General features: G+C 40.4%; 26 protein-coding genes. 1 reads left to right on the top strand and 25 read right to left on the bottom strand.

Going from position 1 to position 24414, the window contains the following annotated elements; all coding sequences use genetic code 11:
* Positions 1–3: 3 nt before the first annotated feature.
* The 25 genes from WAX46_RS02850 to rpsU form a co-directional block, all read right to left on the bottom strand.
* On the bottom strand, positions 4–1125 hold the full coding sequence (locus WAX46_RS02850; RefSeq protein ID WP_226566840.1) for a Nif3-like dinuclear metal center hexameric protein: 1122 nt from the start codon (positions 1123–1125) through the stop codon (positions 4–6).
* Positions 1118–1834, bottom strand: a complete 717-nt coding sequence (locus WAX46_RS02845) for a tRNA (adenine(22)-N(1))-methyltransferase (RefSeq protein WP_226566839.1) — start codon at positions 1832–1834, stop codon at positions 1118–1120. The genes WAX46_RS02850 and WAX46_RS02845 overlap by 8 nt, the downstream gene beginning before the upstream one ends.
* Before the next feature lie 119 nt (positions 1835–1953).
* On the bottom strand, positions 1954–2313 hold the full coding sequence (cccA, locus tag WAX46_RS02840) for a cytochrome c550 (RefSeq protein ID WP_226566838.1): 360 nt from the start codon (positions 2311–2313) through the stop codon (positions 1954–1956).
* Positions 2314–2614: 301 nt separating this feature from the next.
* Complete coding sequence (gene rpoD, locus WAX46_RS02835) at positions 2615–3736, bottom strand: RNA polymerase sigma factor RpoD (RefSeq protein ID WP_008342392.1); 1122 nt, start codon at positions 3734–3736, stop codon at positions 2615–2617.
* Between the two features lie 202 nt (positions 3737–3938).
* The gene (dnaG, locus tag WAX46_RS02830; protein WP_226566837.1) at positions 3939–5768 is read right to left on the bottom strand and encodes a DNA primase; all 1830 of its coding nucleotides are present in this window, start codon (positions 5766–5768) and stop codon (positions 3939–3941) included.
* A gap of 33 nt (positions 5769–5801) precedes the next feature.
* The gene (locus WAX46_RS02825) at positions 5802–6302 is read right to left on the bottom strand and encodes a YaiI/YqxD family protein (RefSeq protein ID WP_226566836.1); all 501 of its coding nucleotides are present in this window, start codon (positions 6300–6302) and stop codon (positions 5802–5804) included.
* A 260-nt stretch (positions 6303–6562) separates the two neighbouring features.
* Positions 6563–7384: a pyruvate, water dikinase regulatory protein gene (locus WAX46_RS02820; protein WP_226566835.1), complete on the bottom strand. Its 822-nt coding sequence runs from the start codon at positions 7382–7384 to the stop codon at positions 6563–6565.
* 25 nt (positions 7385–7409) lie between these two features.
* Positions 7410–8048, bottom strand: a complete 639-nt coding sequence (locus WAX46_RS02815; protein WP_024423017.1) for a helix-turn-helix transcriptional regulator — start codon at positions 8046–8048, stop codon at positions 7410–7412.
* A gap of 166 nt (positions 8049–8214) precedes the next feature.
* The gene (glyS, locus tag WAX46_RS02810) at positions 8215–10260 is read right to left on the bottom strand and encodes a glycine--tRNA ligase subunit beta (protein WP_336493326.1); all 2046 of its coding nucleotides are present in this window, start codon (positions 10258–10260) and stop codon (positions 8215–8217) included.
* Positions 10253–11140: a glycine--tRNA ligase subunit alpha gene (gene glyQ / locus WAX46_RS02805; protein WP_226566833.1), complete on the bottom strand. Its 888-nt coding sequence runs from the start codon at positions 11138–11140 to the stop codon at positions 10253–10255. Before glyQ ends, glyS begins: the two co-directional genes overlap by 8 nt.
* Positions 11141–11470: 330 nt before the next feature.
* On the bottom strand, positions 11471–12241 hold the full coding sequence (gene recO, locus WAX46_RS02800; protein ID WP_226566832.1) for a DNA repair protein RecO: 771 nt from the start codon (positions 12239–12241) through the stop codon (positions 11471–11473).
* Between the two features lie 35 nt (positions 12242–12276).
* The gene (locus WAX46_RS02795) at positions 12277–12420 is read right to left on the bottom strand and encodes a YqzL family protein (RefSeq protein ID WP_226566831.1); all 144 of its coding nucleotides are present in this window, start codon (positions 12418–12420) and stop codon (positions 12277–12279) included.
* Positions 12421–12555: 135 nt separating this feature from the next.
* Positions 12556–13461, bottom strand: a complete 906-nt coding sequence (gene era / locus WAX46_RS02790; protein WP_226566830.1) for a GTPase Era — start codon at positions 13459–13461, stop codon at positions 12556–12558.
* Positions 13454–13852: a cytidine deaminase gene (locus WAX46_RS02785; RefSeq protein WP_226566829.1), complete on the bottom strand. Its 399-nt coding sequence runs from the start codon at positions 13850–13852 to the stop codon at positions 13454–13456. Before WAX46_RS02785 ends, era begins: the two co-directional genes overlap by 8 nt.
* Before the next feature lie 116 nt (positions 13853–13968).
* Positions 13969–14352: a diacylglycerol kinase family protein gene (locus WAX46_RS02780; RefSeq protein WP_226566828.1), complete on the bottom strand. Its 384-nt coding sequence runs from the start codon at positions 14350–14352 to the stop codon at positions 13969–13971.
* On the bottom strand, positions 14330–14809 hold the full coding sequence (gene ybeY, locus WAX46_RS02775) for an rRNA maturation RNase YbeY (protein WP_226566827.1): 480 nt from the start codon (positions 14807–14809) through the stop codon (positions 14330–14332). Before ybeY ends, WAX46_RS02780 begins: the two co-directional genes overlap by 23 nt.
* Positions 14810–16939 (bottom strand): HD family phosphohydrolase, encoded by a 2130-nt coding sequence (locus WAX46_RS02770; protein WP_442895654.1) that lies wholly within the window; start codon positions 16937–16939, stop codon positions 14810–14812. It abuts the gene before it with no gap.
* Positions 16940–17015: 76 nt separating this feature from the next.
* Entirely contained in the window at positions 17016–17975 is a 960-nt protein-coding gene (locus tag WAX46_RS02765) for a PhoH family protein (protein WP_226566826.1), read from the bottom strand.
* A 3-nt stretch (positions 17976–17978) separates the two neighbouring features.
* Entirely contained in the window at positions 17979–19169 is a 1191-nt protein-coding gene (gene yqfD, locus WAX46_RS02760) for a sporulation protein YqfD (protein ID WP_226566825.1), read from the bottom strand.
* A gap of 18 nt (positions 19170–19187) precedes the next feature.
* Positions 19188–19469 (bottom strand): sporulation protein YqfC, encoded by a 282-nt coding sequence (gene yqfC, locus WAX46_RS02755; RefSeq protein WP_012010618.1) that lies wholly within the window; start codon positions 19467–19469, stop codon positions 19188–19190.
* Between the two features lie 204 nt (positions 19470–19673).
* Positions 19674–20156: a hypothetical protein gene (locus tag WAX46_RS02750; RefSeq protein WP_226566824.1), complete on the bottom strand. Its 483-nt coding sequence runs from the start codon at positions 20154–20156 to the stop codon at positions 19674–19676.
* Between the two features lie 31 nt (positions 20157–20187).
* Entirely contained in the window at positions 20188–21180 is a 993-nt protein-coding gene (gene floA, locus WAX46_RS02745) for a flotillin-like protein FloA (RefSeq protein WP_226566823.1), read from the bottom strand.
* 26 nt (positions 21181–21206) lie between these two features.
* Positions 21207–22520: an NfeD family protein gene (locus tag WAX46_RS02740; protein ID WP_336493325.1), complete on the bottom strand. Its 1314-nt coding sequence runs from the start codon at positions 22518–22520 to the stop codon at positions 21207–21209.
* A gap of 145 nt (positions 22521–22665) precedes the next feature.
* Positions 22666–23115, bottom strand: coding sequence for a GatB/YqeY domain-containing protein (locus WAX46_RS02735; RefSeq protein ID WP_226566821.1), 450 nt, complete (start codon positions 23113–23115; stop codon positions 22666–22668).
* Positions 23116–23129: 14 nt separating this feature from the next.
* The gene (gene rpsU / locus WAX46_RS02730) at positions 23130–23303 is read right to left on the bottom strand and encodes a 30S ribosomal protein S21 (protein WP_003152957.1); all 174 of its coding nucleotides are present in this window, start codon (positions 23301–23303) and stop codon (positions 23130–23132) included.
* Positions 23304–23484: 181 nt separating this feature from the next.
* Here rpsU and WAX46_RS02725 point away from each other — a divergent pair, with 181 nt between their 5' ends.
* Positions 23485–24414 carry a Na/Pi symporter gene (locus tag WAX46_RS02725; RefSeq protein WP_226566820.1) on the top strand — a complete coding sequence of 310 codons (930 nt, stop codon included), beginning with the start codon at positions 23485–23487 and terminating at the stop codon, positions 24412–24414.

Raw genomic sequence — 24414 nt, 5'->3', positions numbered from 1 at the left:
TGTTTACAAAAATTGAAATGGGTTTGTATTTGATTCTGAAACAAAGAGCTGTACATCATATTTTTTATCTGTACATAGCGACTCAAGCTTCGATTTCACGCCATCTTTCATGATCTTTTCAGCATAATGACCTGGGTCCACTACATTCAGTCCGAGCATCATCGCATCGTGAGCGACATGGAAATAGAGATCTCCTGTCACATACACATCAGCACCCATTCTTTTCGCTTGATGGATGTATTTATTTCCGTCTCCACCAAGCACAGCTACTTTTTTCACAACCGCTTCCTTATCTCCTACAAAACGAGCACCATTCACACCTAGCTTTGTTTTCACAAATTGCGTAAAGTCTCCAAGTGTCATTGGCTCTCTTAACTCTCCAATACGGCCGAGACCTTTTTGAATAGGAGGAAGATCCGTCGTATGTACACTGTAGGCAACTTCTTCATAAGGATGTGCTTTGATCATTTCATCAATCACTAGTTTTTCAATACTTGCTGGAAAAATGGTTTCGATTCGCATTTCTTTCACAAATTCTAGCTTACCCGTTTCACCAATAAATGGTGTTGCATCATCTGATGGCAGAAAGCTGCCTGTCCCTTCACTTGAAAAAGCACAATGACTGTAGTTACCAATATGTCCAGCTCCCGCATTTCCTAAAGCCGTTCTGATGGCCTCTTCAAATTCCTCTGGAACATACAGGACAAGCTGCTTTATCTGTTCTTCATATGTCGGAACTAACACACTTGTTTTTTTGAGCTCTAAATCTTCAGCAAGTAAGTCATTGACTCCTCCATCAGCTACGTCTAAATTTGTATGTGCCACATATACCGCAATATCATGTTTGATGCATTTCTCAATGATACGTCCAGCCGGTTGATCTGTCGCTACATGCTTTAATGGACGGAAAATCGGCGGATGGTGGGCGATGATAAGGTCGACATTCCTCTCAATGGCTTCATCTACCACATTCTCTAACACATCCAAGGTGATCATGACATTGGTGACACGTTTATTTAATGTACCAATCTGGAGCCCGATTTTATCACCTTCCATGGCATATGCCTTTGGTGAAAATTGTTCAAACAATTGGATGATTTCCTGCCCATTTACTGTTTTAGCCAACAGTCAAAACCTCCTTTAGAATGTTTATTTTCGCATTTAGCTCTTTCAGGCGTTCTTTGTTCTCTTCTGTCGGAGCTGCCTTTTGTATTTGACCTTTTATATTCTCCATATGCTGAAGCTCTTGCATCCACTTGCGCAGGAAAACGTGATTTTGCTCCTTGGCAAGAAACGGACCAACGAGCATTCCTGCTTCAACTGACATGCCTTCATAGGGTTTATCTTGATCGCCTTTTTCCGCAATGATGATTTCGTATATTTTTCCATCCTCTTCTAAAATGACTTCATCCATCAGTTCATACCCTTCTTGATACAGCCATAAACGAATATGGTAAGCATGGATATTCGGCTGAAGAATGAGCCGTTCATGGCCTGCAAGCTTATGCTTGCCTTCGTTTAGAATGCTTGCGATGAGTGCACCACCCATACCTGCAATCGTTACAGCACTCACCTCACCTTGTTCAATGACTTCAAGGCCATTTCCTTTTCTCACCGAGATCTGTGCATCTAATTCAAGTCTATGTACTTGCTGCTTGGCAGATTGAAGCGGTCCATCAGTAACTTCACCAGCAATGGCTTTCACTGCTTTTTGATATAAAATCGCATAGCATGGCAAATAGGCATGATCTGAGCCAATATCAGCAAAGACAGCCTCCTTTGGTAAAAAGTCTGCAACTCTTTTCAATCGCTTTGATAAATTCATTTCATTCATATGTATCACTACTTTTCTTTAATGTTTATACTTGTCTATCTTATATAAATTATGGACTTTTTAAAAGCCGTTTTCAAATGAAAAAAGCTCTTCCTTAAAAAAGAGCTTTTTGCGTAACATTATTTAATGTTGGATACCCATTCCGCCATTTCATCTAACTTTTCATTCGGAATCAACCCGCCTGGCATCCCGTTTCCACCTTCTTGGATTTTCTTCTTGATGTCTGCCACTTCAAGCTTATCGCCAACACCTTTTAATGCAGGACCTGCGCCACCTTCATAGTTTTCCCCATGACAGCTCAGACAGTTCTGCTTATACAATTCTTCCGGCGTCGCATTTGCTGTCTCTTCTTGTTTTTGCTCTTCACCCCCAGAGGCAATTTTCTCTTCATCTTTCAGTCCCTTCAGTGATAAGAAAAAAGTGAGTCCAATTCCTAAAATGGCAATCAATAAGAATGGTATAAGTGGATTCCGTTTCATTTCTTTCATCCTCCCCTTTGTGAAAACCCCTTTGAGACTATGCAAACAATTCTAATTCTACTTTAATTTTACAGAAAGTAAACGAATTATGATACAAAATTTTGGTCAAGTTCACAGATTAGACAAAAATGAATCAAGATGAGAAATGAAGCCTTCAGCACATTTTGATGTATTTTTTTTACATATTTTCTCTAAGAACGTTGCAAATTCATTTGTTATTCAGTAAAATATAATCAGATTGAAAAAAGCGTTTTCATTTTGATGAAGAAAGAACGGATCTCTTTCAAGATCCGTCCGGTTTCTATTCTAAGAAGTCTTTTAAACGTTTACTTCTGCTAGGATGTCTTAATTTCCGAAGAGCTTTCGCTTCAATTTGGCGGATACGCTCTCTTGTTACGCCAAACACCTTTCCAACCTCTTCTAACGTGCGTGTTCTTCCGTCATCTAGTCCGAAACGTAGTCTCAGCACATTTTCTTCACGATCCGTTAGCGTGTCTAATACATCTTCAAGCTGCTCTTTTAACAATTCATATGCAGCATGGTCAGATGGAGATGTCGCCTCTTGATCTTCAATAAAATCACCAAGATGCGAGTCATCTTCTTCACCAATAGGTGTTTCTAAAGATACAGGCTCTTGTGCAATTTTAAGAATTTCTCTTACCTTTTCTGGTGTTAAATCCATATCTTCAGCAATTTCTTCTGGCGTTGGTTCTCTGCCTAAATCTTGCAGAAGCTGTCTTTGAACACGAATCAATTTATTAATTGTTTCCACCATATGCACTGGAATCCGGATCGTTCTCGCCTGATCGGCAATGGCTCGCGTGATCGCCTGTCTAATCCACCAAGTCGCATATGTTGAGAATTTGTATCCTTTTCGATAATCAAACTTCTCAACTGCCTTCATGAGACCCATGTTTCCTTCTTGAATCAAGTCAAGGAACAGCATACCACGACCGACGTAGCGTTTCGCAATGCTGACAACGAGACGAAGGTTCGCTTCCGCTAATCTTCTTTTTGATTCCTCATCGCCTTCTTCGATTTTTTGAGCATACGTAATTTCTTCTTTAGCAGATAACAAATTGACGCGTCCGATTTCTTTTAAGTACATACGAACAGGATCATTAATTTTGACACCTGGTGGTACGCTTAAATCATTCAGGTCAAATTCCTCTTCTGCTTTAGCCAACTGCTGAACATTTGGGTCTTCTGTCTCTTCGTTTTCACTAATGAGCTCTACACCCTGTTCACCTAAGTATTCATAGTATTCATCCATTTGGTCTGATTCAATTTCAAAGCTAGACATACGCTCTGCAATTTCTTCGTATGTTAAAACGCCCCGTTTTTTACCGGTTTCAGTGAGTTTATCCCTCACCTGTTCAAAGGTTAATTCAGTTTCGGTTTCGTGGGCTTGTTTATCAGCCATTATGGATCCCTCCTTCCAAAGCTTGCAACGAATTCTAAAGTAACTTGCGATTTGCTTCCGCTCTGCTTTTCTCTCTCTATCAAACAGGATAAGCAAATAAGAATAAAATAAATAATGATGAAAGCAAGATGCTTGCGGTCTTTTGCTCCTCCCCAAAAGGATTCATTGCCAGCCGTAAGTCTTGTCATAAATATTTGACGTATTACTTCAGCGAACGGTTCAATTGAATAATTTCTTTTGCAAGTGTTGCCGCTTTGAAGAAATCTTTTTGCCTCTCCGCCTCTGCACGTTCCAGTTCTTTTTCCTTTATCATTGACAAATTCCGATGATTCAACACTTTTTTTACATAATCACTTAATTCAGCTTCACTTAGCTCGTCTCCAACTTGAATCATTAATATATCCGTCAAAAGCTGATTCATGAAATCATCTTCAAAACGATTCATCAGATGCTGCGGAGCCGGTTCTTTACCTTCTTCATGCAATGCATAAATGTACGTTGCCAGCGCCCTGTGTGAATCTATATTAAATTCAATCCCGACTCTGTCAAGTACTTTACTGATCACGTCATCGCTTTTTAACATATGAGCAAGCAGCATTCGCTCTGCATTTTCATATGCCGGCCTTAGACGCTTTCTTCTTACCTGTGTTGAAAGATGTGCACGCCTCTTATCAAGCCCATTTTTTTCTTGCGAGCTTTTGGTTTCTTGCCGCTGCTTTTTTTCAAACAGCTCCAATTGTTCCTTTAATGAGTCAAGTGAGATAGAGAACTCTCCAGCAAGCTGTTTCATGTAAATCTCTTGTTCCAAGGAGCCGTTTAACCGGCTGATTTCTCGGAGAACTTGCTTCATATAAGCAAGTCGGTCTCCTTCATCTGATAAATTCTTCCCTCTACGGAAAAAATTCATCTTAAATGTCATTAATGTCACGCTTGCATCTATGATGTCATTCCTAAATTTCTCGCCGCCATATTTACGAATGTAATCATCTGGATCGAGTCCATCTGGCACCATGGCAATGCGAACTTTACATCCTCTTTTTTCAAGCAAATCTGACGCTTTCATAGTCGCTTCATACCCGGCCGTGTCAGAGTCATAGCATAGGATGATCTCTTCTACATTCCGCCTGAGAAGTTTGACGTGCTCTTCTGTTAAAGACGTACCCATTGTTGCAACACTTTCGCCAACACCAGATGTGACAGCCGAGATGACGTCAGCAAATCCTTCGAAAAGGACAGCCCGCTCGCGCTTTCTAATATGCATACGCGCATCATGAAAGTGATAAAGCAACTTACTTTTATGAAAAAGTGGCGTTTCAGGACTATTCATATACTTAGGCTGCTGATCACCAAGCGATCTTCCGGAAAAAGCGACAACCGTTCCGTGATGATCATGAATGGGAAACATCACACGATCTCTAAAGCGGTCAAAAAAGCCTGTGCCGTTTTCACGTTGAATCAAAAGACCAGCCTTCTCCATCATCACTGGATCAAACCCTCGTTTTTCTAAAAACTTGGTCATGAAATCCCAGGAGTCAAGAGCATACCCGATCTCAAACTTGGCAATTGTTTCATCAATAAAGCCCCTGGACCGTAAATAATCGAGTGCGTTTTGACCTTCCTTTGTATTTACCAGCAAATGGTGGTAAAATTTCTTAAGAAGCTCATTGGCGTCAATCATTTGATGATCTGCTGTATCCTCTTGCTGAGAGGAACTGATCTGAGCATTCGCTACATGATCAGGCAAATCAATATGGTACTTATCAGCAACATGTGAAACGGCTTCAATGAATGAGTAGCCTTCCATTTGTCTGAGGAACGAAAACACATTACCTCCAGCACCACAGCCAAAACAATGGAAAATTTGCTTATCTGCTGAAACAGAGAATGAAGGAGTATTTTCACCATGGAATGGACAAAGACCGAAGTAATTCCGACCTTGCTTTCTAAGCTGTACATATTCTCCAATCACTTCGACAATGTCTGCGTTTTTTTGGATCTGCTCCAAAAGTTCATCTGGTATACGTTTGCTCATCCTAATAACACTCCGTCGTACATTATTCGCCTTTTAATTCGAAAATCCTTCATGATTCGACAGGATTTTTTGCAGTTGGGCAATAAATCGCTTTTTATCCTCTTCTAAAAGCTTTTTGGGACCTTTTCCGTATACACCTTTTCTACGTTGTTTACTGGAAACATGCCTGCGTTCCAAATGAAAATCAATTGTTTCGTTTGTGTACATTCGTCCTCTTTCAGACAAAACAATGACATGTCTTGGAAGCAGTAAGGAGGCAAGACCAATATCTTGGGTGACGACAATATCGAGTGCGACAGCTGAGTTAGCAATGACTAAATCCGCTGCTTCCTTATGTGTATCAACAAACCGCCAATCTTCAAGTGGTGATCTTTTGGTTTGAAAATGCTCATATGAAGCAATGAAAGTCACAGGTACTTGAAATTGAGATGCGACAGAAAGGATTTCGTCTTTTACAGGACAAGCATCTGCATCGACATAAATCGTCCTGTCTTTTTTACGTTCATTCAGGTGACTAATTCTCCATCCCTCCACCTTATTCCTGCTTTAGAGAAGCAAAAAGACCATACTTTTCCCCCATAAAGCAATCAACAGTAAAACTCATTTTGTCGAAAAGTTATGTTCAGAATCACTTGACTTCTGCCAATATTAGTTTATTCGTTCTTGACTTAACTTAAACCTAAAATAAATGATTTTATCACAATTTTTTATTATAATACAAATACAGCAAACATGCCATTGTTTTTGTTTACCCTTTCCCACCAAAGGAAAAACCCAGGAGGAGCATCCTGAGTTTATTCGGAACCTCTTTTGGTCAGCATTTGATGAATGACATTTGCCGTTTCCTCAACTGCTTTATTCGATACATCGACAACTTGACAGTTAATTCGGTCAACCACTTTTTCAAAATACTCTAGTTCCTCTTTAATCCGCTCGATGTTTGCATAAATCGCTCGATCATTTAAACCAAGAGATTTCAAACGCTCTTTACGAATGTGATTTAGTTTGTCTGGACTAATTTTCAGGCCAATGCATTTCATTGGGTCAACTGAAAATATCTCCTCTGGCGGATCTACTTCAGGAACAATCGGAACGTTCGCTACCTTCAGCCGCTTATGCGCCAAATATTGAGAAAGGGGTGTCTTGGACGTGCGCGATACACCAATCAATACAATATCAGCCTTTAGGATTCCTCTTGGGTCTCTGCCATCATCATATTTCACAGCGAACTCAATGGCTTCTACCTTTTTAAAATAGTCTTCATCTAATTGACGTACACGCCCCGGCTCATGTTTCGCTTCATTTCCATATGCGGTCTCCATTTTATCAATGAGTGGACCGATAATGTCATAGTAAACGACTCCATTTGCTTCTGCCTCTTCTATTAAAAATTGGCGCATTTCTGGCACAACAAGAGTAAAGCAGACGATCCCGTTATCTGCTTTCGCCAATGAAATGACTTCTTTAATCGTACCGATATCCTCTACATATGGGATTCTTCTAATATTTGAATGGTCTGATGAGCCCCCATCAAATTGGCTAAGTGCCGCTTTGACCACGAGCTCTGCCGTTTCTCCTACTGAATCTGATACAACAAAAATTACGCGATTACTCATAACATCCCCTCGCAGTCTTCTGTAATTAGATAATTTCATTCTCCGATAAGCTAACAAGTATTTTCGTCATGTTTGTTTTCGTAATTCTACCGACAACTTCAAAGCCTTTATCCGTATCTTTTATGACAGGAAGTGCGTCTATTTGCTTTTCAATCAAGTGCTTGGCCACATCCATAATAAAATCTTCCTTGCGGCAAACGGTGATGTTCGGCATTCTTGTCATAATAATATGGACAGGTATAGATGGAAGCTCCTGTTTTCCAATACTTGCTCGAAGAAGGTCTTTTCTTGATAACACGCCTGTTAAAATAGAGTGATCGTCCACAACGAATAATGTGCCCACATCCTCTAAAAACATCGTACAAATCGCATCATAAACTGAAACATTCTCATGTATCACCACAGGAATGGATTGGAAATCTTTCACTTGAAGTTTTTTCAGCTTATCTGCCAGAAGCTGCGTGCCTGTTTTACCTGTGAAAAAGTAGCCGACCCTTGGTCTTGCTTCTAAAAAGCCAGACATCGTTAAAATGGCTAAATCCGGTCTGAGGGTAGCCCTTGTTAAGTTCAGCCGATCTGCGATATGCTCTCCAGTAATCGGACCATTCTCTTTGACAATCTGTAAAATCTGCTCTTGCCGTTTATTTAACTCGATTGTACTCACCACCTTTAAATAGAGAAAGCGAACCTTTACTTTATGTATATCATTTTCATAACTCATCATATTATAGCGCATCTTTGTCCGAATGAAACAAAAATCCACTCAAAATCTATGAATTAAATGAGTAAAAAACGATTGCCCTTTGGAAAAGGCAACCGTTCTTAGGAATTTATTTTACATTTAAATTGTGCATATTTGCAAATGATTGAATAACTTTTGCTAGTTTGACCATTTGCGCCAAACGATTTTGCTTCAGTTTTTCATCATCCGCATGAACCATTGTATGATCGAAATAATGAACAATTGGTGCTTTTAGCGTATCTAACGCCTCAAGTGCTAAGTTGTAATTTCCTGCTGCCGCATGTTCCTTTACAGCTTTCTCTACGTTTTGATACGCCTCAAATAGCGTTTGCTCATGTTCATTTTCAAACAGTGCAGGCTGAATTTCTAAATCTTCCCCTTTTTTACTGATTGAAATGACGCGGCCTAATGCCTCAGCTGTTTCTTTGAAGCTTTCTTGTTTCACGCTCTCTTCAAGAACAGCTGTTTTTTTTACGACTGCATAAGGCTCAATATTTTCAACATCAAGGACTGCATCAACAACATCATGGCGGATATGCTCTGCTTGAAGGACATATTTTAAACGTTGCGTCAAAAATTCAATGAGAGCAGCTTCATGTTCTGTCTCTACTTGAGCAAGCGCTAAAAGCTCTTTAAATGAAATATTCCAATGACGGTCGAGAAGAATTTGGACAATACCACTTGCTTGTCTTCTTAGTCCATAAGGATCTTGAGAACCCGTTGGAATGACATCAATTGAGAAGAAGGAACAAATAGAATCTAGTTTGTCCGCTACTGCTACAATCGCTCCAATAAGAGTAGAAGGCGCCTCGTCACCAGCAAAACGCGGCATATAATGCTCATTTATGCTCTTTGCCACTTCTTCATGTTCACCAAGGGCTTTTGCATATTTCTCACCCATGATTCCCTGTAATTCTGGGAATTCATAGACCATTTGGGTGACAAGGTCAAACTTAGAAATGCTCGCTGCTCTTGCCACACGTTTTGATGTTTCGTCATCTGCACCGACATGCGCTGCTAAGCGGGTCGCAATGTCTGTGACTCTCTTCAGCTTGTCACCAATCGTTCCAAGCTTCTCATGGAATACAACTTTATCAAGTTTTTTAATATTGTCTTCAATGACTAGTTTACTGTCTTCTTTATAGAAGAATGCAGCATCTGATAAACGTGCACGAAGAACTTTTTCATTTCCTCTTGCGACATTTTCTAGCGCCTCACTGTTTCCGTTTCTCACCGTAATAAAGTGTGGCAATATTTCCCCTTGCTCATTTTTTACCGGGAAATAGCGCTGATGCTCTTTCATCGTCGTGACCAATACTTCTTCTGGCAATGCAAGAAACTCTTCTTCAAAGGAACCAAACAGCACTGTGGGGTATTCAACTAGATTATTGACTTCTTCTAAAAGCTCAGAATCAACTGGAATGACCCAACCTTTTTCTGAAGAAAGGGCATTTAGCTGTTCAGTAATCCATTGTTTTCTCTTATCTGAATCAGCAATGACAAACTGGTCTTGTAATGTTTGCTCATAAGAACCAGGTGAGTCAATGCTAGCTGTCATGCCTAGGAAACGATGCCCTCTTGTCTCACGGCCGCTTTTCACGCCTGCAATTTCAACAGGAACAATCTCATGTCCAAATAAGCAAACAATCCATTTAATCGGACGGATATAGCGTAAATCTTTACTTCCCCATCTCATGTTCTTTGGAAAGCTTAATGAGGCGGCAATATCACCTAGTGCTAGGAGAAGGTCCTTCACTTGCTTTCCTTCTTGAAACTTTTGGACATGGACATAATCCACACCTTTGATCTCTTTGAAATAAAGATCATCTGTTGAAGCACCTTGTCCTCGGGCAAAGCCTTCGGCCGCTATTGTCCAATTGCCTTCATTGTCTTGAGCAATCTTTTTAGCTGGACCTCTTGCTTCTTCTTTGATGTCTTCTTGTTTTTCTGCGACACTTTTGACTAGCACGGCAAGACGTCTTGGTGAGTTGAATAAGGCAACGTCTTCGAATGAAATATTTTGCATTTCAAACCAAGCTTTTACTTTCTCACCAAGCTGCTTTGTGCTCTCTGCCATGAAACGAGCCGGCATCTCTTCTAAGCCGATTTCCAGTAATACATCTTGTTTATTCATGAGAAGCCGCCTCCTTTTTTAGCATAGGGAATCCAAGTTTTTCTCGTTCTTCGTAATACGTTTTGGCTACCTTTCTCGCTAACTGACGTACTCTTCCGATATAGCCCGTTCGCTCAGTGACAGAAATAGCGCCCTTTGCATCTAGCAGGTTGAACGTATGGGAGCATTTGAGCACATAATCGTATGCCGGGTGAACAAGTCCTTTGTCCATTTGCTTATGCGCTTCTTTCTCATAGGTTGTAAACAAATCAAACAGCATGTCAGTATTAGATGTTTCAAATGTATATACAGAGTGCTCATATTCAGCCATTAAGAATAAATCTCTTACAGTAAATCCGTCTGTCCATTCAAGGTCAAAGACATTTTCTTTGTCCTGGATGTAAGAAGCAAGACGTTCTATACCGTATGTGATTTCAACGGAAACTGGCTTACATTCTAAGCCGCCGACTTGCTGGAAATAAGTAAATTGCGTAATTTCCATGCCATCAAGCCATACTTCCCAACCAAGCCCTGCACAGCCAAGAGATGGATTTTCCCAGTTGTCTTCAACAAAACGAATATCATGTTTTAACGGGTCAATGCCAAGTGCCTTCAATGACTCAAGATATAGCTCTTGAATATTGTCAGGTGATGGCTTAATGATCACTTGAAATTGATGATGCTGATACAATCTATTTGGGTTTTCTCCATATCTACCATCAGCAGGGCGTCTTGAAGGCTCTACATATGCTACCTTCCACGGCTCTGGTCCGATGCTTCGCAGGAACGTGTATGGACTCATCGTTCCAGCACCTTTTTCTGTGTCATACGCCTGCATTAATACGCAGCCTTCATGTGACCAATGCTTTTGCAACGTCAAAATCATGTCTTGAATATTCAATGATCGCACCTCCATCTTTTCTACACCATCCGCTATGTATGACGGGTGGGGACTAGAACCTCGCAAGAGAACACAAAAACTCCCGTCCCTATGTTCGCAAGGCTCCTTGCAAACATAGGGACGAGAGTTTTTCCCGCGGTTCCACCCTATTTGCTGGTGTCGTAGCATCCAGCCGCTTTGTTTACGTTGCTCAAGAATGCCCTTCGTTACGCCTCCATCCTTAGCTCACACCGCCCTAAGGTCGCTTTTAATGGATTCTACGTAAGTACTTCTTTCTGTCAATGCAACATATTTGATCTTAGATGATCTTACAAAAAGTCATGGGAGATGTCAACTTTTGTTTTCGCCGCCCATAAGCTTTTTCATGGATTCCATTTGATTCATGAATTTTTTTGATTTTAAATAAAGGCCTGAATATTCGTCATAATAGTGATCGAGCACTTGACGAATTTCTTGTTTCGTCTGCGGTTTCACATCAACCGAACCGAGCCTTGATAAGTCAAAATAATGAAACAAACGGAGCAGCCTTGCAGCTGCTGGGGATAAGGGCAGTTTATAAGGATCTTTAGAAAAGCAATTTTGGCAAATGAATCCATTATCTCTAATCGAGAAATGGAACTGCCCTTCTTTTTGACCACAGTGGACACATTGATCCAGTTCAGGCTTCATCCCCATTACTGATAACATTTTGACCTCTACGATAAATAAAATAATATCAGCATCTGTGCCTTCATTGAGATGGCGCAGAGATTGAAGCAGGAGCTCAAATAAATAAGGGTTTGGCTTTTTTTCTTCTGTTCCTTTATCAAATAACTCTGTCATATATGCAGCATATGCGGTCAGAAATAAATCTTCCCGAATGGTCCGCATGCTTTCGATCATTTCACCTTGCTGGAGCGTTCCAAGTCCTGTTGATGATTGGATAAGGAAGGTTCCGTATAAGAACGGCTGGCTTATGGCTGACAGGCGGCTATTTGACTTTTTAGCGCCTCTTGCCATTACACCAAATTTCCCATGTTCTCTAGTGAGCAGCGTGACAATTTTGTTTGTTTCGCCATAATTTGTTGTTCTAAGGACAATTCCTTCACTTTTAATGAGCATTTGTCTACACTCCGAGCATTGGAGGGAGTCAAGATTTATAAAATTGGAAAATCAAGTCGTGCTATTTCTTCTTTAAGTACATCGGGTCTTTCCAGGTTCTCCTTTTCTAACTCTTTGAAAAGCAGATACGTGTCAACGCTGCCTGTTTGTGAAAATACGTTCCATGTAAAATTCAACATAAAAACCCCACCTTTCTTTATTAGAAGCAGCAACGCTACATCCAACATATTTAATTTTATCTTGACCAGACTACCTCCATTTCATAATAAACAATTTTTACTAATCGAGCCGCACTATTGTCAATTGCTCGTTTTTTAATATTCATCTTCTCTAAATCCAAAATCACGGAGGTGAGTGGATTTATTACGCCAGTCCTTCTGAACTTTTACCCAAAGCTCCAGATACACTTTTGAGCCTAGAAGTGCTTCAATATCTCTGCGCGCTTTTTGTCCCACTTCTTTTAATAAGCTGCCTCGTTTACCAATGACGATCCCTTTTTGCGAATCACGTTCGACGACAATGGTTGCCGCAACATGGACCTTACCATTTTCATCAGGCTTAATAGATTCGATCGCAACCGCAATACTGTGAGGAATTTCTTCTCTCGTTAAATGCAACACTTTCTCACGAATTAATTCAGAAATAATAAACCGCTCTGGGTGATCTGTTACTTGATCTGCTGGGTAAAATTGAGGCCCCTCTGGAAGAGAACCTTCAATCTGTTGAAGAAGCGTATCAATGTTGTTGCCTTCAAGAGCTGAAATTGGCACAATTTCCTTAAACGGATAACGTGTGCGGTATTCATCAATTAAAAGGAACAGTTCATCTGGGTGAATTTGATCAATTTTATTGACGACAAGGAATACAGGTGTAGATGTTTGCTTTAGTCGTTCAATAATGAATTCATCACCTTTGCCATAGCTTTCCTGTGCATTGATCATAAACAAGATCAGGTCGACTTCCTTCAGTGTATTTTGAGCCACTCTCATCATAAAATCACCAAGCTTATGCTTAGGTTTATGGATCCCTGGTGTATCGATAAAGATTGTTTGTGAGGTGTTCGTTGTCAGGACACCTTGGACTTTGTTTCGTGTTGTTTGAGGCTTATCACTCATAATGGCAATCTTTTGTCCAATGACACGATTAAGAAAGGTTGATTTTCCTACATTTGGTCTTCCAATAATTGAAACAAATCCTGATTTGAAGCTTTCGTTAGTCATTTAAATCCTCCGATGAAAATGCGCCTGGCAATAATTCGTTTACTGTAGTTTCGTATATATGTCCTTTTAAGTTCGTTAGAATCACTGGCATATCAGGTGCACATAGCTCTGAAATAACCTGTCTGCATGCGCCGCATGGTGAAACAGGTCGATCTGTATCAGCTACTACTGCAAGCATTTGAAAAGATGTAATGCCTTCTGAATAGGCTTTAAAAAGTGCTGTTCTTTCCGCACAATTACACATGCCATATGCCGCATTTTCAATGTTGCAGCCGCCATACACTTTTCCATTGTTCGACAATAATGCTGCACCGACTTTGAATTTAGAATAGGGTACATATGCAAAATCTCTTGCTTTAATTGCTTCTGAAATCAACTCTTGTTTGTTCATTCCTAGTTCCCACTTTCAGAAGAAATGGTATCACTGTCACATTTATATTTTACATAATTTACATGACATTTTCACGCCCATTTCCAATAATGTTAATAAATAGTAACATTGTTCTATTACATGATCTTCGGTAAAAAGATGATCAACCCAATCATAACCGAAATTGCGGCGTAAACGCAAACGGCGCCAGCTGCAGCGTCCTTCGCTCTCTCTGCAAGCGGATGCTTTTCATCTGTCAAAAGGTCCACTGTATGTTCAATGGCTGTATTGACAAGTTCAAGCGCAAACATCCCCCCGCACAAAAGCAGAACGATCATCCATTCAACTTGCTCAATCTGAAACCAACAGCCGCATATCACCACGATGATGGTTGCGACTGCGTGAAATCGAAAATTCCGTTCATTCAAGAAAGTTCGCCATATTCCTCTAAACGCATAATAAAAACTCCGAAAAAAACGGGCAAGCGGACTCCGTTTCTTACAATGATCTTGAAAGGCCATAATTATCCAATATTTTTGTCTGTTTGGCGAACATTTCTTTTTCATCTTCCTCTGTCATATGATCATAACCAAGTAAATGAAGAAAACCATGAATCGTTAAAAATCCAAGCTCTCTCATAAAGGAATGTCCATACTCCTCTGCTTGCTCTTTCGTTCGATCAACACTAATGATAATGTCACCGAGTACCGGCGGGATGTCATCAGCGCCAACGATTTCAATTTCCCCTTCGCCTTCTTCCTCAAGTGCAAAGGAGACCACATCTGTCGGCCCATCCTTCCCCCTGTATTCTTTGTTGATCTGATGAATTTCTTCGTTCGAGACGATTGTCACTGAAACTTCCGCTTGATCTTTTACCTCAAGGACATCAGCAGCAAATTGAAGAAGCTTTTCCACTTCTTCTAGCTGCTCTTTTGATACTTGTCCTGTTTCATCTATGAAATCGATTAACAATGTCATTTACTTCACCTTCTGCTTTGGGGCATCTGGATATTCAATCCGAGAATGGAAAATCCCCTTTAATGTTGTACAAATCGTTTGACTAATAATATTTAATTCTTTAAAAGTTAAATCACATTCACTAAATTGCCCGTCCTGCATTTTATCTGAAATTATGCCTTTGACAAGCTTTTCAATCCGTTCTGGATTTGGGTTATGCATCGAGCGTACCGCCGCTTCAACGCTGTCAGCCACAGAGATAATCGCCGCTTCTTTTGATTGCGGTTTTGGACCAGGATAACGAAATTCTTCTTCTGTCACCTGATCATCCCGTTCTTTTGCTTTATAATAAAAGAACTTTAAAAGCGATTTCCCATGATGCTGTTCTGCAATATCGACAAGCTCTTCTGGAAACTTCTTTTCTCTCAGCATATCAGCTCCATCTGTCGTATGGGCAATAATAATATTTTTACTCAACTGAGGAGAAAGCTTGTCATGCGGATTATCAATGTTCATTTGGTTTTCGATAAAGTATTGCGGCCTTTTCGTTTTCCCAATGTCATGATAATATGCGCCAACCCTCGCTAAAAGTCCGTTTGCTCCTACTGCTTCACATGCAGCATCCGCTAAATTGGCCACCATGACACTATGATGATATGTACCTGGTGTCTCTGTTAAAATCTTTTTAAGCAGCGGATGATTTGGGTTAGATAATTCAATGAGTTTCATTGTCGAAAGAATACCAAACATGCTCTCAAAAACAGGCATTAATCCAATGACCAAAATAGATGATGCAAACCCAGACACAATAGCCATCATTAGATTCACACCAATCTCAAGCCAAGATGGAGAGGAATTTTGGATCAGAGTAATGGATAGAACCACAAGAATATTCACCGCAGCAACCAAAAGCCCCGCCTGCAAAATTTTTGATCTCGCATTATGTTTTCTGAGAAACAAAATTCCTGCCATCCCGCTAATGAGATAGTAAGCGCAGATGACATAATTAAAGACGCCGGTAACTCCTTGATTAAACATCATACTGCCACAAAGGGCAAATACGAGACCAGAGAAGATCGCTAAGCGCTCATTGATGAGCAGCTTGATTAGCATCGTCCCAAGTGCCACTGGCACGACATAACCAATCGTTGTGTATTTTGTTTCCTGGAAGAGACTGAATACTTCCATGATGATTAAAATAATGGTGAAAATGAGCGAGTAGAGCAGTAATGATTTATTCTTATGGGCAACCGATTTCTTCCTCGTTTCAAATGAGTGAATAATGGCTGCTAAAAAGAGACCAATCAATATCATAAGACCGCTTACAGGCTTAAACAAATTTGAGCTATTTAATAGACCAGTTAGCTCTAATTTACGATAAACTTCCCGGTCGATGAGTTCCCCTTCCTCCACTAAAATTTGCCCTTGCTTGATTTGAATTGGCTGAATATTATCAGCTGCTTCTTGCCTTTTCTTCTCTGTTGCCACAGGATCAAATACATAGTTTGGAATAATCGCAAATTCACCAATTTCCTTTGCTGCATTTAAGTATTTTGACGGAATTGAATTGTTTTCAAGCTCTGTTTTCACTTTTTTTTTCTCATCGTGTAACTTAGCCGCTGTGATTTCCTTACTCATCAGTGAATTGACCACTGTGATGATGGAATCCTTTGTAAAAGAAAGATTTTCGTCACTTGCTTGGAGCAACACTTTAATGGATTGATCCGAAACAGCTTCCTGCATATCAGTTGTTAGTTTTTCTTTTACACGTTTGACTTGGAGATTCTCTTTTGCTGCTTTCTTTTCTTCCTTAATGGCTTCAAATAGGGATGAAATGAGATCGACACGATTATCAGAATACGCTTTTTTGAGCGTATATTGGTCTTCTACTTGATCCGTTGCTTCTTGTTTCTTTTCTTCTGTCGCTTCTTGATCATCAACGGTTGACGGAGAATAGATGGTCTGTTCACTCACTGAAAACAAATCTAAATCGAGCGATTCAGGCTTCACATGGAAGAAGAGCACCACAAACAGAATGGCTGCTAACGCAGCATATAACAACACGTTGATATGACGTGAGCGCTCCATTTTCTGAGGTTCTTTTTTAGACAGCAGTCTTTTGCGCTTACTGCCTTTCTGATTCTTTCTCAAGGAAAAGTCCCTCCTTTTTTACTTTAAACCACGATCGAAACAAAATGACCCGATGAAGACGATCGGGTCACTCAGTTCATTTTTGCTTTTCGTATGCTCCAATGATCTTTGCCACAAGCGGGTGTCTGACCACATCTGTTTGATCTAATTCAATGAATGAAATGCCCTTGATTTCTGCAAGCATGTCCTTTGCAGCTGCAAGCCCTGACTCCACACCCTTTGGCAGATCAATTTGTGTAATATCTCCTGTAATGACCATTTTAGAGCCAAACCCTAATCTCGTCAAAAACATTTTCATTTGGGCTGGCGTTGTATTCTGCGCTTCATCTAAAATAACAAATGCATCATCAAGCGTCCGCCCTCTCATATAGGCGAGAGGTGCTATTTCAATCACACCACGCTCAATTAAACGTTCCGTATGATCACTGCCAAGTACATCATGCAAGGCATCATAAAGTGGTCTTAAGTAAGGATCGACTTTTTCCTTTAAATCACCTGGCAGAAATCCAAGACTTTCTCCCGCTTCAACAGCTGGTCTTGTCAGGATAATCCGTTTCACATGTCCATTTTTCAGAGCATGTACTGCGTTGACCACTGCCAAATACGTTTTACCTGTACCAGCAGGCCCAATCCCAAAGACCAGATCATCTTTTTTCATTGCCGCAGCATATTCACGCTGGCCGATCGTTTTGACTCTGATGGACTTTCCTTTGGCATTTTTCGTAATTTCATCTTCATACATATTTTCAAAATAATTGAGCTTACTTTTTTGAGCCATTTTAATGGCATAGACAATATCCCGTTCTGAAATCTCGATACCTTTTCGAATGAGGTGTAAGAGAGATGTGATCAAATGGCTCGCTGTATCTCTTGATGCTTCCTGACCAGAAACATACACTTTTTCTCCACGCGTAATAATGGAGACATTCAGCTCGTTTTCCATCAGTTTCAGATAAGCATCTTGATTACCGAATAAAGCAATGGCTTCGTTTGGGCTATCCAATTTTTGTTGAATCTCAAGTAAATGTTCTGTCATTCTCTAGTCTCCCTGAACAATAGGTCTTGGTTGAACAATATCTTCTATTACTTGGTAAAGTATGATTAGCTTAACTTTACCATTCCCTGTTGTCTCGTGCAAAACTTTTTCACTTTTCACCTCGCCTGTTTGACCTAGCTTCTCTGCTAATTCTTTTTTACCCATTTTAATCCCTGCTTGAACCGCTTCTTTATTTGTGTATTCTCGATTTATTTTTTCACTTTCGCGTGTGATTTCCTTTTCGTAGGAGAATGGCAGTTGAACGTTCAAGAAATGAAGTGGATGAATTTCTGTTTCTGTTTTTGGGTGCTCAAAATCATCTTTTTTAAAGGTAAATCCCCAAAATAGCAGTGAACCTCCAAATAAGGAGAGCTTGTGCTTTGTCTTCATTTTACCCGTAAAGACGTCAAAAGATGTTTGAAGAGGGACAGAAACTTCAGAACGATACCATGTCTCACCATAAATATTTGCTTTAGCTCCTACTTTTTTTTGTTGATCTTCGCTTCCAATCAGTCCAGAAACGAGCATCTGACCCTTTTTCACATGTTCATCAACCTCGGCAAGCGGCTCTCCTTTTTCTACATACATTCTCGTGATGACTGCTTTTTTCTTAGCGACGATGTGCTGAGGACTTGTATATTTCTCTTTTTCTGGCTCATTTTTTTCAACAACTTTCATTTGAAACGTCGTTCCATTTAATTCTACGCCAACCCATGTAATGCTTTGAATATTGCTTGTCAGGGATTTTTGTATTTTTTCAGGTGTACCCATGAGAAACTGAAACCGGCCTTTTTGTACACCAATATCGTCTAAATGCTTTCTAATTTGATGTTCTGTCTCTGGATTGGCTCCTGTGATATCAATTTTCCATACCATATTTGAAAGGGCCAATATTGTCATCAAAAAGAAAACAATCCCAAGGGTAAATCCAATATTCCTTCTTGACCATAGGAGAAGAAACGGAAAACCCTTCTTTTGATGAAATGAGCATTTCACCTCATGATGTCTGCGCACTTTTCTAAAGGCATGTACATCTGATAAGCGAATAAATAAGCGCACGCTGTCTTGACGGCGGCTCACTTGAAAAATTGTGATTCCCTGTCTCGTGCACTCATTGATGACCCGCTCAATACCGCTTCCTTTGATCTCCACTTCCACTCTGCCAATAAAATAGGCAAACCATTTATTCTTCACGCTTCTCCCCTCCGCCAGTTAAGAATCAATATAACGGACCTCATCGATTTTCCCTTCTAATAAAATTTCTTCTGGCAAAATCGTTTTAATCACAAAATCTTTCCCTGAAATTATGCATTGTCCTTGTTTCAGCATCAGCCTTACCTCTTGATCACTGAAAAGTAAAAGCCCTTTGTGGTTCTCTATGTAAATGTGGAGTCTGCCAACCATCGTAATACGGGGAAGATCCATCATCACGTCCGGAGGGATTTCAAGTGTTCTTGTCAGCCATGCTTTAAGTCGATTTTTCCTTTTTCCCATTCAATAAGAACCCCTTCCCACCTCATGTGTATGAGATCAAAACTGAAAGATGGTGAGACTGATAAGAAAGCCTCTATATCATCCTATTCCTGAGCGGTTCATATCATGCTAATGAATCCCGTAAAACAGCGAGTTCATCGTTTATCAATTATTTTACTGATGGAAAACTGCAAAAAAAGCCCCCCTTTACAGGGGGCTTTCTTCTTACCTTTTATACGGCCGTTTCATCGTTCGATGTGGACTTTTAGCGCGGGGCTCTCCAAACACTTCGCCAAGAAGCATGCCTTGAACAACAGTGTTTTGGTTAAGCTTTTCAATGATGTGCGGCTTCATTTCAAGTGCTGAGACTTTTGGGCTTGCCAGCTGCCTTTCAAGCGATTGAAACTCTTTACTTAGCTCACTTTTTCGTTCTTCCATTTTGACTAGTGTATCCGTATAGCGATCTTGTAAGGACTGAGACGTTTTTTCCATCCGGCCATGATCATGTACATCGCCAAAATCGTCTTGCTGGTCCGTCACGACTGGATCGCGACTTGTTTGTTCTGTTTGCTTTTGGGGCATCGGCTTACGCTGAGGAGCCGGCTTGTTTTGCTCATTCTCCTCCTGTTTGCCAATTTTCCCAAAAACAACAGAGATGATACCGATGATAATCGCAATTAGTAATGGGTTTTCAAATAGAATGTCCAATGGGCTCCCTCCTTAAAACGTGAGAGGATGCTTATTTGTTTTCATTATCAGATGGACCTTTTGTCATTTTACCAAATGAATCTCTCATATCCGTATCAGCATCGATATTTTTAATGTTCATGTAGTCCATGACACCAATATTGCCTTCGCGTAATGCTTCAGCCATTGCAAGTGGTACTTCAGCCTCTGCTTCTACTACCTTCGCGCGCATTTCTTCCACTTTCGCACGCATTTCTTGTTCTTGTGCAACAGCCATTGCGCGGCGTTCTTCCGCTTTAGCCTGTGCAATATTTTTGTCTGCTTCTGCTTGGTCTGTTTGCAGAATAGCCCCAATGTTCTTACCGATATCAACATCTGCGATATCAATCGAGAGAATTTCAAACGCAGTACCTGAATCTAATCCTTTTCCTAGAACCGTTTGAGAAATCATATCAGGATTTTCCAGAACCCTTTTATGATTATTTGATGAACCGATTGTAGAGACAATCCCTTCACCTACACGAGCAATGATTGTTTCTTCCCCTGCACCACCAACAAGTCGTTCGATGTTTGCACGAACTGTAATACGTGCTTTTGCTTTTACTTCAATCCCGTCCATTGCCACACCAGAGATAAATGGTGTTTCAATCACTTTAGGGTTTACACTCATTTGTACCGCTTCCAGTACGTCACGGCCTGCTAGGTCGATCGCTGCACAGCGTGCAAAATTTAATTCGATATTCGCACGTTGAGCGGCAATCAATGCATTTACTACACGGTCAACGTTACCACCTGCAAGATAGTGGCTTTCTAACTGGTTAATCGACACATCAAGACCTGCTTTATGTGCTTTGATGAGCGGATTCACCACTCGGTTTGGAATAACGCGACGAAGTCTCATTCCTACAAGTGTAAAAATGCTCACTCTTACGCCAGCCGCTAGGGCAGAAATCCACAGCATCACCGGTACAAAGGTGAAGAAGATCGATAAAACGATCAAACCTGCTACGATAATCACAAATAATAGTAATGTAGATGGATCCATTTTATTCCTCCTATAAATCAGTATATCTATACTTTCCTCACGACAATGCGTGAGCCTTCCGCTTTTACAATCTTGACTTGTTCATCCTTCTCAATAAACGCACCTTCAGATACAACGTCAACGCGCTCATCTCCTAGTAGAATCGTTCCAGACGGACGAAGTGCTGTTAAAGTGACAGCAATCTGTCCAACAAGATCCTCTCTTGTTTCATTGGAGACATAACCACTTTCTTTATTGGTTGAATCAGTTAAAATGAACTTTCTAAAAAACTTCATACGTTTCCCCAACACCTTTGTCAATATGATAACTGCTATGATTGAAACAGCAGTGGCAATCAAGATGGAAATCGCCATTTCTGTAAAGCTTCCAGCTGCTAAAAATAAGCTGACAACGACACAGATAAGTCCAATGACACCTACGATTCCCCCTGGCAAAACCAATTCAAGAATAATGAGCGCAATTCCTGCTAAAAACAGGAACAATGTCTCATACCCTGCAAAGCCTGCCACGAGATGACCATAAAAAAATAGAAGAAGCGCTGTAATCCCCATAGTGCCTGGAACCCCAAAGCCGGGAGAATAGAGTTCAACGATTAATCCTAAGCTTGCGATGGATAAAAGGATTGGAATGACGATTGGATGCGTGAGAAAACGCGCAACCTTTTCAGCAAAGCTCACTTCATCATATTGAACAGACACACCTGCTAAATTAAGCTTCTTAAGCAAGTCACCCATATTCTTGGCTTCACCTTCTGCGTAGCCAAATTGAAGCGCTCGATCTGTATTAAAGGTGAGCAATTCACCTTTTGGTGCGCCAGCTTCTTTTGCATCTATATCTATATCTGCCATTGCAAGAGCATACTTTGGATCACGCCCCTGCTTTTCCGCAGCATCACCCATTTCAGCAAGCCATAGAGATTCAGATTTTTGATCGGCTGCATTGCCTTCTCCATCAATGATCGCAGCAGCCCCCATCTTTCCGTTTGGGGTCATATAAATTTCATCAGCATTTAATGCAAGGAAGGCCCCTGCTGAAAGCGCTCTATGATTGACAAACGCTGTCACTGGGATATCGGACGAACGAATGGTATCTGCGATCTCAAGAGCCGCATCGACTGCACCGCCTGGTGTATTGATGTCAAGAATAATGTGTTTCGCCTGTTCGGACTCTGCTTGCTCAAATGATCGTTCAATGAATTTAGAAAGTCCTTTTTCTACTGTATCCTCAATTGGTATGACATGAACTCTCTGCTCTGCTGATTTCGCGGTCAATTGAACCCCTAATAACAAGCATATTATAAAACAACTGAAGAGAGCAATAGAAATTTTTATTTTTTTCATCTATTTGTTGATCACTCCTCTCCTTTTTTATTTTACCGTTCATTTACATTTACATACGTTACAAATGTATCATAGGTTTCATTTTTATATGACAGATTTAAGAGGGTATAAAAAAGTATCCTTCTAACAATAGAAGGATACTTTTTTATTGAGACAGCTGCTCGCTGACAAGTCTATTTATGACAGCACCATCAGCTTTACCTTTTACTTTTGGCATAATAGCGCTCATCACTTTACCCATATCAGCCTTCGTTGAAGCTCCTGTTTCAGCGATCGTTTCTTTCACAACCGTTTGCAGTTCTTCTTCAGAAAGCTGTTCAGGTAAATAAACGTCTAAGATGTCAATCTCTTTTTGAACTTTATCTACTAAATCTAAGCGATTAGCTTTCGAAAATTCATGGAGGGAGTCTTTACGTTGCTTAATCTCGCGGGAAAGGACGGTTAGTTCCTCATCGCTGGTCAAACTGTCTTTCTTAAGCTTTATTGCTTCATTTTGGAGTGAAGCCTTTACCATACGAATGACAACAAGCTTGTCTTTCTCACGGTTTTTCATCATCAGCTTCATATCAGAGTTTAATTGCTCAAGAAGACTCATAAATCCACCCTCTTTTAAAATTTGCGTTTTCTAGCAGCTTCGGACTTTTTCTTGCGCTTTACGCTAGGCTTTTCATAAAATTCACGCTTTCTTGCTTCTTGCAATGTTCCAGTTTTTGATACACTGCGTTTAAAGCGACGAAGAGCATCTTCAAGCGATTCGTTTTTTCTAACGACCGTTTTTGACATTCTCTTTCCCTCCCTCCGAATACACCAATCGACTGCATTAAAAAAAGATATACATGCAAACATGTACCTAGACATTATAATATAAGCCTAGTGTGAGGTCAACTAAGTGATTTGGAAATATATTTTCGTCATGAGCAGGTAGACAAGTCCATATATTTATTGGTAAGAGGAGGACTTTTCTATGATGGCGATCATTTATTTTTGTGCACTTATTTTCATTTTTTTATGGTCAATGGGTTTAATGAGAAAAGGATTAATGGCTCTCGCATCGTCTCGTATTGAGAAATCACTTCTTCTCTTTACAGATCACTCGTTAAAAGCATTCTTGGTTAGTATTGTGTTTACAGGTATTCTTCAAAGCAGTTCAGCGTTTATGGTCATTGTCATCGGCTTTGTGAGCACAGGCATTCTCACTTTTAAAAAGTCGATTCCGATGATCCTTGGGACCAATATCGGGTCCACTTTTACAACAGAATTTATTGCGATCAAAATGGACGTGTTCATGTGGATTTTGATTGCAGTTGGTCTTTTATGTATCATTTTTGGCCGAAGGTCCTTCAAATATGCGGGAAAAAGTATATTTGGACTTGGTATGATCTTTTTTTGCATTCAAGGCTTTTCAAAAATTGCGGGTATGATGACAAGCCAGCCAGAGACATTGCGTTTCCTTGAAATGATGCAGCACTCTGACTGGAGAGCTCTCGTCTCCGGTACGATTTTAACTGCCATTGTTCATTCGAGCTCTGTATGTATTGGCATTTTGATGGGCTTTATGAATGAAGGGACTGTGGCATTACAGGAGGGTATCAGTTTTGTTTTAGGATCCAATATCGGAACATGCATTACGGCTGTCATGGCTGCAATATCAGGCGGCTATGCAGCACGTCAAACGGCCTACGCACACGTCGTGTTTAATGTTCTCGGGGTTCTTTTGTGCCTGCCTTTTCTTGCCATTATCACTCAATTCGTTGCGCTTCTGGCGAGCTCTCCTGCACAGCAAATTGCCCACTTCAGTCTGCTGTTTAATGTCGCGAGTTCTCTACTCTTCTTCCCGTTTATTCGCCCTTTTCATGCGTTGATATTGTTTCTTTTGCCGAATCAGTCGAAATAA

Source organism: Bacillus sp. FJAT-53060 (assembly GCF_037104745.1).
Taxonomy (GTDB): Bacteria; Bacillota; Bacilli; order Bacillales; family Bacillaceae; genus Bacillus; species Bacillus stratosphericus_B.
The sequence above is the reverse complement of the archived record's forward strand: the minus strand, read 5'-3'. Positions and strand labels throughout refer to the sequence as shown.

Bases quoted from the DNA above. Each gene is read 5' to 3' on its own strand.
- WAX46_RS02845 (WP_226566839.1), bottom strand. From the start codon at position 1,834: ATGAATGAAATGAATTTATCAAAGCGATTGAAAAGAGTTGCAGACTTT.
- cccA (WP_226566838.1), bottom strand. From the start codon at position 2,313: ATGAAACGGAATCCACTTATACCATTCTTATTGATTGCCATTTTAGGA.
- rpoD (WP_008342392.1), bottom strand. From the start codon at position 3,736: ATGGCTGATAAACAAGCCCACGAAACCGAAACTGAATTAACCTTTGAA.
- dnaG (WP_226566837.1), bottom strand. From the start codon at position 5,768: ATGAGCAAACGTATACCAGATGAACTTTTGGAGCAGATCCAAAAAAAC.
- WAX46_RS02820 (WP_226566835.1), bottom strand. From the start codon at position 7,384: ATGAGTAATCGCGTAATTTTTGTTGTATCAGATTCAGTAGGAGAAACG.
- glyS (WP_336493326.1), bottom strand. From the start codon at position 10,260: ATGAATAAACAAGATGTATTACTGGAAATCGGCTTAGAAGAGATGCCG.
- recO (WP_226566832.1), bottom strand. From the start codon at position 12,241: ATGCTCATTAAAAGTGAAGGAATTGTCCTTAGAACAACAAATTATGGC.
- WAX46_RS02795 (WP_226566831.1), bottom strand. From the start codon at position 12,420: ATGTTGAATTTTACATGGAACGTATTTTCACAAACAGGCAGCGTTGAC.
- era (WP_226566830.1), bottom strand. From the start codon at position 13,461: ATGACTAACGAAAGCTTCAAATCAGGATTTGTTTCAATTATTGGAAGA.
- WAX46_RS02785 (WP_226566829.1), bottom strand. From the start codon at position 13,852: ATGAACAAACAAGAGTTGATTTCAGAAGCAATTAAAGCAAGAGATTTT.
- WAX46_RS02780 (WP_226566828.1), bottom strand. From the start codon at position 14,352: ATGGCCTTTCAAGATCATTGTAAGAAACGGAGTCCGCTTGCCCGTTTT.
- ybeY (WP_226566827.1), bottom strand. From the start codon at position 14,809: ATGACATTGTTAATCGATTTCATAGATGAAACAGGACAAGTATCAAAA.
- WAX46_RS02765 (WP_226566826.1), bottom strand. From the start codon at position 17,975: ATGACAGAACATTTACTTGAGATTCAACAAAAATTGGATAGCCCAAAC.
- yqfC (WP_012010618.1), bottom strand. From the start codon at position 19,469: ATGGGAAAAAGGAAAAATCGACTTAAAGCATGGCTGACAAGAACACTT.
- floA (WP_226566823.1), bottom strand. From the start codon at position 21,180: ATGGATCCATCTACATTACTATTATTTGTGATTATCGTAGCAGGTTTG.
- WAX46_RS02740 (WP_336493325.1), bottom strand. From the start codon at position 22,520: ATGAAAAAAATAAAAATTTCTATTGCTCTCTTCAGTTGTTTTATAATA.
- WAX46_RS02735 (WP_226566821.1), bottom strand. From the start codon at position 23,115: ATGAGTCTTCTTGAGCAATTAAACTCTGATATGAAGCTGATGATGAAA.
- rpsU (WP_003152957.1), bottom strand. From the start codon at position 23,303: ATGTCAAAAACGGTCGTTAGAAAAAACGAATCGCTTGAAGATGCTCTT.
- WAX46_RS02725 (WP_226566820.1), top strand. From the start codon at position 23,485: ATGATGGCGATCATTTATTTTTGTGCACTTATTTTCATTTTTTTATGG.